This is a genomic window from Lentilactobacillus diolivorans DSM 14421, from assembly GCF_001434255.1.
Taxonomy (GTDB): Bacteria; Bacillota; Bacilli; order Lactobacillales; family Lactobacillaceae; genus Lentilactobacillus; species Lentilactobacillus diolivorans.
On the sequence record NZ_AZEY01000029.1, the window covers coordinates 84120 to 96670 of the forward strand.

Annotated in this window: 8 protein-coding genes; 7 read left to right on the plus strand and 1 reads right to left on the minus strand. The window is 41.4% G+C overall.

What is annotated here, in order from left to right; translation table 11 throughout:
- Positions 1-7 precede the first annotated feature (7 nt).
- Complete coding sequence (locus tag FC85_RS03740) at positions 8-874, plus strand: histidine phosphatase family protein (RefSeq protein WP_057864222.1); 867 nt, start codon at positions 8-10, stop codon at positions 872-874.
- A gap of 106 nt (positions 875-980) precedes the next feature.
- Here FC85_RS03740 and FC85_RS03745 read toward each other — a convergent pair whose 3' ends face one another.
- Positions 981-2132 carry a glycerate kinase family protein gene (locus tag FC85_RS03745; RefSeq protein WP_057864223.1) on the minus strand — a complete coding sequence of 384 codons (1152 nt, stop codon included), beginning with the start codon at positions 2130-2132 and terminating at the stop codon, positions 981-983.
- Positions 2133-2730: 598 nt separating this feature from the next.
- On the opposite strand from FC85_RS03745, the gene FC85_RS03750 reads away from it, so the two are divergent.
- From FC85_RS03750 to FC85_RS03775, 6 genes are all read left to right on the plus strand, one after another.
- Positions 2731-3954: an NAD(P) transhydrogenase subunit alpha gene (locus FC85_RS03750; protein WP_057864224.1), complete on the plus strand. Its 1224-nt coding sequence runs from the start codon at positions 2731-2733 to the stop codon at positions 3952-3954.
- A 1-nt stretch (position 3955) separates the two neighbouring features.
- On the plus strand, positions 3956-4279 hold the full coding sequence (locus FC85_RS03755; RefSeq protein ID WP_057864225.1) for an NAD(P) transhydrogenase subunit alpha part 2: 324 nt from the start codon (positions 3956-3958) through the stop codon (positions 4277-4279).
- A complete protein-coding gene (locus FC85_RS03760) occupies positions 4279-5694 on the plus strand; it encodes an NAD(P)(+) transhydrogenase (Re/Si-specific) subunit beta (RefSeq protein ID WP_057864226.1) in 1416 nt (471 codons plus the stop codon). The genes FC85_RS03755 and FC85_RS03760 overlap by 1 nt, the downstream gene beginning before the upstream one ends.
- 332 nt (positions 5695-6026) lie before the next feature.
- Positions 6027-7925: a bifunctional metallophosphatase/5'-nucleotidase gene (locus FC85_RS03765; protein WP_057864227.1), complete on the plus strand. Its 1899-nt coding sequence runs from the start codon at positions 6027-6029 to the stop codon at positions 7923-7925.
- A gap of 253 nt (positions 7926-8178) precedes the next feature.
- A complete protein-coding gene (locus FC85_RS03770; protein ID WP_057864228.1) occupies positions 8179-11679 on the plus strand; it encodes a fibro-slime domain-containing protein in 3501 nt (1166 codons plus the stop codon).
- A 287-nt stretch (positions 11680-11966) separates the two neighbouring features.
- A complete protein-coding gene (locus tag FC85_RS03775; RefSeq protein ID WP_057864229.1) occupies positions 11967-12458 on the plus strand; it encodes a hypothetical protein in 492 nt (163 codons plus the stop codon).
- The last annotated feature ends 93 nt before the right edge of the window (positions 12459-12551 follow it).

Genomic DNA, 12551 nt, shown 5'->3' on the forward strand with positions numbered 1-12551 from the left:
GATAAAGATGAAGTTTTCAACAAAATTAATGACAGTATTATGCGCAATGGGATTAGTGGGTGCAATCAGTGTGGTGACACCGATGGCTAACTCAGAGGCTGCGTCAGTAAAAAAAGCGACAAAGAAGGTCACTAAAACAGTTAGGAAGACCGCACCAGTAACCATTTATTTAACTCGTCACGGGGAAACAACCGGAAATGTCATGGGGCGCGTCCAAGGATGGAGTGACTTTCCGTTAACTGAAAACGGCATTAAAGTTGCTGATCAGCTAGGTTATGGATTAAAGGGCATTAAATTTAAGTATGCGTATGCCGGCAATTTAACCCGTCAAGAAGTTACTGCTAAACATGCACTGAAGTATTCAGGAAATTCAAAAGTCAAAGTAAATATTTCCCAATTCTTGCGTGAAGGTGGTTACGGAAGCTTTGAGGGTGATAGTATTGCCGCCGATAACAATAAAATTGCGGCGGTTTATGGTTACCAAAGTGGTGATGACTTCATGAAGAGTACCGGCAAAGATTATTGGAACATGTTGCAGAACGCTTATTATCGACTTGATCAACAAAATTCACAACAAACAAAATTAGTTGCCGGCGACCGTGCAGAAAGTGCGACGATGGTTCAGGATCGGATGACTAAAGAGCTAAATACAATTGCCAAAAGAACGACGAACAATGGTGGGGGTAACGTATTGGTTGTGAGTTCAGGTATGTCAATCAATGAATACTTGTCGACCATGGCAGCTAATTATACAGGTGCTGCAATTCCCAACGCCGCCGTTACTAAGCTGGTCTATCAAAATGGGAAGCTATCGGTAACTGGTCCCATTGCCTCCTTGGATTATGTTAATAAAGGTGCATCTTTAATGAAATAAAATAGGAAGTTGATTGTTGTGTTTAGAAATGATCATCAATAGATACTAAAACAGCAGGAGTTGGGAAGGCATTTAATCCCCAACTTCTGCTGCTTTTGTTAGATCATTATTCTTTTTTGGTGGTTCTTTTAATCAACCGACCAATATTTTCGGCTGTTTGAGCAACATCATGAGTTGCAGAATGCAATGCTTCGGCCAATGTTTTGACGCCGGCAACACTGGTGAAGATGGCGTCAATTGTTTTCTTCGAATACAATTCTTCGATGCGGTCACCAATACTGCCAGCGATTGCAATCACCGGCGCGTCTGGGGCAACTTCTTTTGTTGCCAAGGCAACGCCATATGGGGTCTTGCCAAATTTGGTTTGGAAGTCAATGCCACCCTCACCGGTAAAGACAAAATCAGATCCCTTGGCTTTTCGTTTTAAATCGCTATATTCAACGACAATGTCGACACCCTTTTTCATGGTTGAATTAGTAAAGGCCAATAAACCGGCACCGAGCCCGCCGGCAGCTCCGGCGCCAGGATAGTCCGCTAATGATTTACCGGTTTGCTTTTGGATCACGTCAGCATAATGACGTAAATTTTGGTCCAGTGTTTGCACCATTTCTGGTGTTGCACCCTTTTGGGGACCAAAAACAGCTGACGCACCATTTTTTCCGACCAGTGGATTGGTGACGTCTGAGGCAATTAGGATGGTTAAATGGTTAATTCGTGGATCAACCTCACTTGTGTCAATTTCAGCGAGTCGATCCAAGGCACCACCGCCAAATTTAACTTCCTGATGGTTCTGGTTGCGCAGTCGAACACCAATTGCTTGTGCCATTCCAGCACCACCATCGTTAGTTGCACTGCCACCGATCCCCAAAATGAGTTTGGAAATGCCATGGTCCAGTGCTTTCAGGATTAATTCACCCGTTCCATAGGTGGTCGTAATGAGCCGATTGCGGGTTTTCCGATTAATAAATTGAATGCCACTGGCTTGGGCCATTTCAATTACGCCGGTCTTACCATCACCTAAAAGGCCAAATTGAGCCTGAACAGGGGTACCAAGTGGACCGGTAACCGTTTCGGTGATTAGTTTGCCAGCTGTTGCATCGACAAGTGATTGAACCGTCCCTTCGCCGCCATCAGCCATTGGAATCAATGCATAATCAGCCTGTGGATATACACGGCTGAGACCGACTTTGATTGCTTCGGCAGCTTCTTTTGCTGTTAAGCCGCCTTTGAAAGAATCAGGCGCAATGACAAATTTCATGATTTGAGTCTCCTTAGACACCCCTGTAGTGATTGCGCTTTAGTTAACGCGCTTTATTTACAGTGGGGTAATCATTATCGTGTGGGGATAAACAACAGTGAATAATCATCTTGCTACTAAATTTCATTTTTACATATTATTAATTATGACACGTAAATGGCCACGTTTATATAGTGAAGCTGTCAAAAAAATCTGATTTTTCCTCATTACTAAAGATGAAGAAGGTGACTACGGAGTAATATTATCATTTAAAAGTTTGCCTTTCGATGAAGTGAGCTAATCTATTTATGATTATTAAATCCTTTTGTGAAAAAACAATGTAATTGCTGGAAGAAAAATTTCAACAATGAGTGACGACTTTTCTGTAGAAGAGACGTTAAAAACGGCTAAAATTGTTAGATGTTGCTTAAAGTTAATTATTTTGTCACCAGTGAATCGCTTGATTTAGGCTGGTTTCACCCGTTAATGATTAAAATGATGCCATTTTTATCAAAAACCATAAATTCTTATTTATTTTTCGTTGCCCCACGACCAAATAAAGCATAGAATGGTATTGAGCAGGATTTCACAAATACGTTGACATAAGGGGGTAATTTGAATGTCAATTGTGCTATCAACGCTTAAAGAGGCTGATCACGAAAACCGGGTTGCACTTAGCCCAGCAGTTGTCAGTCGAATGGTTAAAGATGGTTATCAAGTATTGGTGGAGAAGTCTAGTGGGGAAGCTGCCTACTTTTCTGATCAAGCATATACTGATGCTGGTGCCAAAGTTGTTGACAGAGATACGGCCATTAGCGACGCAAATGTAATCGCTGTCATCGACCGACCGGATGATGCGACGCTTGCTAAGCTGAAGTCTGGCCAAGTTTTGATTGGATTGCTGAGTTCACTTATCGATCCGGATAAGATGGAGCAGTTAGCAAAACAAAAGGTAACGGCTTTATCATTTGAGTTGTTGCCACGAACAATTTCACGAGCTCAAAGCATGGATGTTTTGAGTTCACAAGCATCTGTTGCCGGATACAAAGCAGCCTTGGTTGCCGCTGATGATTTCACACGGTATATGCCGATGATGATCACCGCTGCCGGAACTGCCAAACCTGCAAAGGTATTAGTATTAGGTACTGGTGTTGCTGGGCTTCAAGCAATTGGAACGGCAAAACGTCTCGGTGCTGAAGTCTCCGGCTACGATGTCCGACCAGCTTCAAAAGGCGAGGTTGAATCATTAGGTGCCAAGTTCCTAACCAGCTCAGTTAGTGCTGCTGGCGCCGGTGGTTATGCACGTCAATTGTCAGCTGAAGAACAGCAAAAGCAACAAGAGGAACTTGCGGGATTCATTAAGCAAAACGATATTATTATTACAACTGCCCAAGTTCCTGGGAGAAAGCCACCATTGTTGGTTCCTGAAACATCTGTTAAGGAAGCCTCCGCGGGGACAATCTTCGTTGATTTGGCCGCAAGTGATCTTGGCGGTAACGTTGCCGGATCCAAGCCAAGTGAAATTATCACCACTGATAACGGTGCCCGAATTATCGGTGCTCAAGATATGGCGAGTCAATTACCAACCGCTGCTTCGGAAATGTATGCCAAAAACGTCCAAACAGTCATTAAGTCAATCGTTAAGGATGATGCATTAAACATTGATACTGACGATGATGTCCTTAGTGAATTAGTTGCGACCCATGATGGTGAAATCATTTCTGATCGACTGCGCAAAGCGCTCAATCTGCCAGTGAAACCTAAGGCAGATGAATCGACTGATACTAAGGAAGACTCTTCGGATGATACTAAAGATCAATCGGACAAAAAGGAGGGTGCTTAAAATGAATGAGGAACTATACGCTAACTTAGCAATTTTCGTGTTAAGTCTGTTAGTTGGTTTTGAAGTTATGAGTAAAATTCCAGCAACCTTGCAAACACCAATGATGTCTGGTGCCAATGCCATTCATGGGGTTGTTGTCGTTGGTGCATTTGTCATTGCCGCTGAAGCTGATAATATGTACTTCTATATTTTAGCGTTCTTGGCTGCTTTCTTTGCGGCAGTCAACGTTGCTGGTGGTTATACGGTTACCGACCGGATGTTGGGGATGTTTGATCGTCCGACTGGCGGATCCAAGAAAGATGATAAAAGTGGAGGCGAGAAATAATGAGTTTACTTGAAACTTGCGCTTCATTAATTTATTTAATTTCTGCTGTCTGCTACGTCATTGGTGTTCACATGATGCGTTCACCAAAGACCGCTAAAAATGGTAACTTGTTATCTGGTTTAGGTATGATTATGGCCGTTGTCATGATTTTGATTGAAATCATTGCTGACGGTAAAATCAGTTTCCCAGGCTGGATCGCGTTAGCAGCCGGATTGATTTTAGGAATTGGTTATGGGGTTATTAAAGCCCGTAAAGTTCCAATGACTGATGTCCCACAATTGGTTTCACTATTTAACGCCGTTGGTGGTGGTGCTGCTGCTACGATTGGTATCTTTGATTATACCCGGTTGGCTGCCGGTTCCGGATTGGCTTTAGCCTTTTCAATCCCAGTCTTCCTAGATGTTGTCATTGGTGGAACGACTTTCTCAGGGTCACTCATTGCGACTGGAAAATTGTCGGGTCACGTTCCCGGTAAACCAATTATTTTCCCTGGTAGTAAGCTGTTAAACGGTTTGGTTGTGATTGCTATTATTGTTGCTGCTGTGATGATGATTGGTTTTCCAACTAATATCTGGTACATTGTTTTAGGATTAGTTGCTAGTTTGATCTTTGGTTTATTGATGACATTGCCAATTGGTGGTGCTGATATGCCGGTTGTCGTTTCACTTTTGAACGCGTTTACTGGTTTGGCAGTTTCCTTCGCCGGCTTTGTTATTAATAACCAAATCTTGATTATCGCCGGTGCTTTAGTTGGTGCTGCTGGGACAATTTTGACCCTGCAAATGGCCGAAGCAATGAACCGTTCAGTTGCCAATATTATTGCTGGTGGTTTTGGTGGCGGCGACGAGGCTTCTTCTGGTGCCGCTACTGATGTCCCAGCTAATATTACCGAAACAAGCGCTGACGATGTGGGTCTGCAATTAGCATATGCCCATAATGTCATGATTGTTCCAGGTTATGGATTAGCTGCTGCTCAGGCGCAACACGAAGTTGCCGAGTTGGCTAAATTATTGACCGACCATGACATCAATGTTGATTATGCCATTCACCCGGTTGCCGGCCGGATGCCTGGTCATATGAACGTTTTGTTAGCCGATGTTAATGTGCCTTACGATCAGATGAAACAATTGGATGAAGCTAATTCAATGTTTGAGAATACCGATGTTTCATTGGTTATCGGTGCTAATGATGTTACCAACCCACTTGCTCGTGAGTCTGGTAATGCGATTTCCGGAATGCCGATTTTGGATGTTGACAAATCGAAATCCATCGTTGTGATCAAACGTTCAATGAGTACGGGTTATGCTGGTGTTCAAAACCCATTGTTTAGTGATGATAAGACAAATATGTTCTTCTCAGATGCTAAAAAGGGATTGCAGGATATTATCGCATCAACTAAGACGTATTTGAGTTAGTTGGTTGAAGTTTACTTTAGAATGAAGAAGAGCTAATTATCTGCCTGTATGGGGTGGATAGTTAGCTCTTTTTATTTCGACTTGACAGTAAGCGTTTTCATTGATATCTTTAAGATGTTTAAAATAGTTAAAAGGTTTTAATCAGAGATGTATCCAGTGTTATTTATAATTGATGAGGGAAGTTAGCACTAATTGTTGGTCATTATCGGGTCATCTCTGAAAAGTCTGAAACTGTTTTAAATCATTTAAGTTTTGTATGAATAAGAGTGATTGCAATCAGATAAAGCTGTTAGTCGCTTATTGTCATACATGTTACAAAAGGGGAAGATTCTATGAGGACACATCATCATTTATTATCGAAGATTTTGGTATCTGGATTAGTCGTTCCAGCACTTGGTTTAATTGGCGTAGGGGCTAATCAACCTAACACTGTTCAAGCTGCTGGCGTTAATGTTGTTACGAAAACGGACAATTATCGATCGCCCACTCAGCAGCCGGAATACAAGGCGGTACCGAAAAAGTATCGATCTGCCATTCCAGTTCAATTTTTAGGAATCAATGATTTACACGGTGGCTTGTCGACGACCGGTGATGTTCAAATTGGCAGCAAAACATATAAGGATGCCGGAACAGTTGCCAGGATGGCAAGTTATTTAAACATTGCCCAGAATCATTTTAAGAAAGTCAATAAATCCAACAATACATTTCGAGTTGAAGCTGGTGATATGGTTGGTGCCGCACCAGCCAATTCGAGCCTTTTGGCACATGAATCCACCATGCATGTTTTACGCGCGATGAACTTTAAGATTGGAACTCTGGGAAATCATGAGTTTGATCGTGGGTTGGCTGAATTCAATCGGATTTTAACGGGCGCCAAACCCGCAGCGACTGCTGACAAGTTGGTTAAAAATTATCCGCACCAAGCTTCAAAAATTGATTTGATTGATGCCAACGTGATTCGAAAAACAACTAATAAACCGCCGTATGGTTATCAACCCTATACGATCCGAACAGTCAAAGCCCACGGGCAAAAAGCTAAAGTTGGCTTTATCGGAATTGACACAACTGATTTACCGCATTTGACACTGTATAACAATTACAAGGCCTTTAAGCTGCTGGATGAGGCCAAAACAATTGTCAAATATGATAAAGTTTTAAACAAAAAAGGGGTTAAGGCTGTTGTTGTGCTTGCCCATACGGGAGTTGCTTCCGAAAATGGTAAGACAACTGGGGATGTTGTTGATATTTTAAAGAAAGTTAACCAGATTGATCCGAAAAACAACGTTGGTTTGTACGTTGCCGGTCATTCTCATCAGTATGCCAACGCGGTGATTGGTAAGACCCGAGTTGTTCAGGCCGTCTATACAGGCAAAGCTTATGACGATACGCAAGGCTACATTAATCCTAAAACCGGCAAGTTTGTTGGGCTGACATCTCATGTTTACCCAGTCCTATCGAAAAAAGCTGATAAAAAAGTAAAGTCGAATGCCAAGGTAGCAGCGATCGTCAAAGATGCTGATAAACGCGTCGCACCAAAAGTTAATGAAGTTATTGGAAAAGCTGGGACTAATAAGCCAATTACAGGTCGTCTACACAATACCAGTACAATGGAAAATGCTGCTGGTGAATTAGTTGTCGATGGTCAATTATATGAAGCCAAAAAGGCAGGGACAAATCCTGACTTTGCGATGACCAATACTGGTGGTATCCGGGCAGATCTTGACGTGAAGTCAAATGGTGATATCACGTGGGGAGCTGCAACGGCTGTCCAACCATTTGGAAATATCCTCCAAGTGGTAACGATGACTGGTAAGCAAATTGAAGCTGCTTTGAATCAACAATATGATGAAAATCAACATTATTATCTTCAAATTTCTGGATTGAAATATACTTATACCGATACCGGAAATAAAGATCAGCCTTACAAGGTTGTTAAAATGACCAAGGAAAATGGTGAACCAATTAGTTCAACGGGAACCTATCGAGTTGTAATCAACGACTTCCTGCATGGTGGCGGTGATAATTTCTTTGCCTTCAAGAATACACCGATTGTGGGCTCAATTGGTTCTGATACAGATGTCTTTGTTAACTACATTAAGGATATGAAGGCTGCAAACACGTTAATTACAGCACCAAAATTGGATCGAAAAGTTTACCAAAAGGCTGGATCGGCTAAGCAGGCGATTATTGTTGCTTTACCCATTCAAAATGTCTTCACGGTGAATGAATAGCAACTGATTTATCAAAGAAATAAAGATAAAGGTAATTGGGTTTCAAATGAAAATATTGTCAAAAAAAGTTAGGGCAGTTCTTCTGCTTTAACTTTTTTTGTGTCAAAAACCCAGGTTTCTATTTACTTAAAACGAATGTGTAATCATAATGCTAAATTTCTTGCGGTTTTCTTCATACATAATTCATAAGTACTTGCTAATATTTCACCTATAGATAGAACTTATACATGCAATTATAACGGAGGTCCTAATTATGAAGAGCATTAAACATAGAATTTTATTGACTACTGGATTATTGGTTGGTATTACTGCAACCGGTATTAAGGTAAATGCTAACGATGATTTAACGCCAGTCAATCAATCTTCGGAAAGTTCAACAACGACAACTGCTAATTCAACTGTTACGACAGAAGCTGTTTCAACAACAGCCACTCCGGCAACCGCTGATAAACAAGTAAGCTGGCAGACACCACAAGCAGTTGACAGTTCAACGGGTACCAGCCAAACGAACAGTGGTTATGGCGATCAGAACGCAACTGCGAGTGGCACACAAACAACAGGTTCGACAGGGCAAGCATCAACTGTTAATTCGACCCAGCCATCGAGTAGCCAGAATTCTCAAACAGTTCAGGAATCTACTGATCAATCGACATCAAGTCAAGCATCACAAACGCAAACGACAGCGACTCAGTCTCAAACCTCATCATCAAGTAATATGAGTAATGATCAAACAGAAACGACCAATAACCAACAAGCAACATCCCAACAAGTACAGACGCCAACCAGCACTGCAACAACTCATGAAACAAATCAGGCTAGTTCGATTACCCACAATCAATCAACAAGTCAAAGTACAACGCGGACTGCCAGTAATACGCCAAATAATGGGCAAACGAATGTTGGACAGGGTCAATCAGCGAGCCCACAGAAAGCCACAGTTCAAGTGGCAAAAAAATCAAATGCCGAGTCAGCCAGTCAATCAAAAGACAATTCTAAGCGTGTGACCGCGACAAAAGCAACTCATCAAGCTAAGAGTAAGGCTAATGATAATCAGCGGGCAACGCAGAAAACGTATATTTATTACGAAGAGGTTAATCCTAATAATCCGAATGAGTATGGCCGGATTATTTACTCAGAAGTCAAAGACGGCCAAACTAAATATTATGGGTATAACACACAAGAGAAGAAGTATAGCTTGATTACCGATGCATCGATGCTTGATGAAATAAAAGGGGCATTTGATGATCATAAAGTAAAGAAATATCACATGGAGGATCTTGAGGAACTTCAGGAGGCCTTACAAGTTGATCCAGATGTTGAGAATGTTGGTGAATACCGGATTATTAAATCTACCGTTAATCCAGGTAATGACATCAAATCAATTTATGAAGTGGTTCGCAATTATTATGAACTAGGTAAGGGGACGGACGATCGATATGTGATTAATATCGGGAACGACTATTATGAATATAATGGAGAAACTGGTGAATTTAATATCGAAAATCCAGTAACCGATGACGTTAAGAAAGCCAAAGAGGCTCAAGTCGTTAAACACCAATATGCCGATCCTGAAACTTTGGCGGAAATTAAGAAGGCTCTTGAACTGAATCCTGACCTGTCTACCTATAAGAATTATGATGTTAAGACTGTCACGGAACTACCGGAAGGCATCACACCAGGTCTATATTTTGTCATTCATGATGGACATATAAATGAATATTCGAAGCCAAACCAGTCAGCAGATGGTGCAACCGTTGTACCAGTCTATTTCGATGGATACGACTATCATAAGTTTGATAGTGGTAAGTTTGAAATGTTAAATGAAGCAGAGCTCGAAGAACTTAGTGCTGCTCGAGGAAAAAAGGTCGTAGAGAAACAACTTTTAACTAATGGATCAGACTATACTGAAGCACTTAAAAAGGCTGTAGAGAATGGACACAATTATGTAACTGTTAATGGTCAAACTTACATGATATATAGTGTTGCTGATCAAAAAGATGTCCCAGAAGGAACGCCGTCCTATACAATGTTGATTCCACATGCATTGCCAAAAACGGATTTGAAAGAGGGAGAAAAACTGACGGCTCTTGAAACTGTCAATCCTGGGGCTAAAATAACTGTTACGGATTATTGGCTAACGACTGCTGATGGAGATGAGGAACCCGAGAACATTGGTATGCAAGGAATCAATAATGGTAAAGTACTGAAATTTGGTAGTGGTCAAAGTGGTCCCGGGGGGATTAACACTGGGGCACCGACAATCAAGAAAGGGATTGTGAAGGACACGCTTGGACTAGATGGCTATCCGGTTCTCAGCGCGAACGATGAGTCACTAAACTACCTTTTTGACGGGAAACCTGGGGACTTTAAAAAGGTTCATAGTAATAATGCTGAATTGAAAATGTTTATTAGCGATGGTAAAGGAGGGTATCATTTTGATAGTGGCTATAACCATGCATTAATGGATGACGAGGGTAATATGATTGTTTATAACTTACCAAATCAACCAATAGACGAGCAGGGGAAGAGACCAGGAAGCCAATTTTTCCCATTTGACGATAAAGACATATTCTTTAATGCTAATGGCACTGCGAAAGATTACAACCCTAGAACAACAAGTGGATCGGGAACTCCAGGAGGCATTAATCACTATTTTGGTGTCAAAATGGCACTTACGTATATCCATCCAGAAGGTGGTCAGATTTCAGATGACACAAATACTAAGACTGATATGATATTCAGCTTCACTGGTGATGATGATTTTTGGCTATTTATTGATGGAAAATTAGTAATTGATATTGGTGGTATTCATGATGCAAAGTCTGGGTCAATTAACTTTGCAACTGGTAAAGCGGTGACACAAGATGGAATTCCTAATACAGTGGATCTTAAAGAGGTATTGGGTGAAAATTGGAATGCAACTGATTCCCAGCACGAAATGACAATTTTTTATCTGGAACGTGGAAAAGGTTTGTCTCATTTCAAAATGGACTATAATCTTAAGATTCCATCTCATAGTTATGCTGAACGGGAAGCATATGCTGTCAAAAAGGTTCCAATTGTAACTGGATATGTGTATGGTGATCATGAAAATTATGCAACAACCGACACCCCACAATGGACATATGGGGTCAACGAGAAATATGGTGTTCGGCTTACACCGGATGGACCTGGACCCAACCCAGATCCTGACCCTAAGCCTGATCCCGATCCAACACCGGATCCAGACCCAATCATTCCGACACCTAATCCTGATCCAACACCAGATCCGGATCCAATCATTCCGACACCGGATCCTATTCCAACTCCTGACCCGGAACTAGATCCAATCCTACCGGGAAAGCCGGATAAAGAAACGGCCTCTAAACCAGATATGGGTTCATCGGGATCTCAAACGGGTAAGAAGCGTTCAGGCAAGTCAACCTCTTCAGCAGTTGGCAAAGCCGGTGTCATGGGATTACCGGGACGCGCCAATCAATCAGGTACTTCGACAGGTTCTTCCGGAAAGGCAGTCGATGGGACCTTGTATCTTGCAAAAAATGCAACTCGACCAACTTCTGATTCACAATTTAAATATGATTTAACTAATGACGGCAAGAAAGCTCGGGTTGGCGAGGATGCAACTAGTATTCAAACAGCATCGGTATTACCACAAACCGGCGATAGCCACAATTCAATCTTGAGTATCATCGGAATGGCATTGTTAACAATGCTAGGAGCAGGATTGTGGAAACGGACACGAAAAAAGAGTTAATGATTATTGAAAGACCGTTAAGGAAACAGACTAAATAAACTCAAGGCTATAAGCAAGAAGCTAGAACGTACGTGCGTATCTACTCCTTGCTTTTTGTTATGTCATTACCGGATGTCATAATCAATCAGTAAGAAACGATTGTCAGAAACTAAACGTGTGCGGTATTATTTATTAATAGAAGGGGGAAATTTATTTAAGGAGAATATGAATGCAATTGTTATCAACGTCAAGAAGATACCTGAGAATTTCCCAAAAGAGCGCCTTAGCTGATCGGAGGGCACCCGGTCATGGCTAACAAACTAATCAAATCAAACCTAATTGGTCGTCGTGATTCGTCTGGAAGTGGAGGTGGACCTTTGGATCCTGAAAAATACGCAACTAAACAGGAGCTTCATGATTCAGAAACCAGGCTTTCTAATCAAATCGCGTTACTTGAGGCTCATTTAGATACGAAGTTTGAAAAGACAAACGCTGATTTGAATCAAAAAATGGATAATATGGACGCTAAATTTAATCACAGATTTGATCTTATGGATGCAAAATTTGATCAAAGGATGAATCAAATGGACGCGAAGTTTGATCAAAAGATGGCTCATATGGATGCTGAATTCAATAAAAAGTTTGATCAAAATGATATTCGGTTCGAAAAAGTAAATACGCACTTTGCAAATATTGAAGCTGAAATTCAGATGGCCCGAAATTCAATGATTAGGTGGTATTTGGGCTCATCAATTGCGTTGGTCGGACTAGTCATTGCAGCAATTCATTATTTGATGTAATCATGAAATTAAGTATGGTTTGACTCAAAGATCGAGGCAAAAATATCTTGCCTTGAAGGACTGAGTCTAAGCATGCAGGGGAGAGTGCTCCGG

What these genes read in the sequence shown, in the direction of transcription:
- FC85_RS03740 (WP_057864222.1), top strand. Translation starts at nt 8, where the DNA reads ATGAAGTTTTCAACAAAATTAATGACAGTATTATGCGCAATGGGATTA.
- FC85_RS03745 (WP_057864223.1), bottom strand. Translation starts at nt 2,132, where the DNA reads ATGAAATTTGTCATTGCGCCTGATTCTTTCAAAGGCGGCTTAACAGCA.
- FC85_RS03750 (WP_057864224.1), top strand. Translation starts at nt 2,731, where the DNA reads ATGTCAATTGTGCTATCAACGCTTAAAGAGGCTGATCACGAAAACCGG.
- FC85_RS03755 (WP_057864225.1), top strand. Translation starts at nt 3,956, where the DNA reads ATGAATGAGGAACTATACGCTAACTTAGCAATTTTCGTGTTAAGTCTG.
- FC85_RS03760 (WP_057864226.1), top strand. Translation starts at nt 4,279, where the DNA reads ATGAGTTTACTTGAAACTTGCGCTTCATTAATTTATTTAATTTCTGCT.
- FC85_RS03765 (WP_057864227.1), top strand. Translation starts at nt 6,027, where the DNA reads ATGAGGACACATCATCATTTATTATCGAAGATTTTGGTATCTGGATTA.
- FC85_RS03770 (WP_057864228.1), top strand. Translation starts at nt 8,179, where the DNA reads ATGAAGAGCATTAAACATAGAATTTTATTGACTACTGGATTATTGGTT.
- FC85_RS03775 (WP_057864229.1), top strand. Translation starts at nt 11,967, where the DNA reads ATGGCTAACAAACTAATCAAATCAAACCTAATTGGTCGTCGTGATTCG.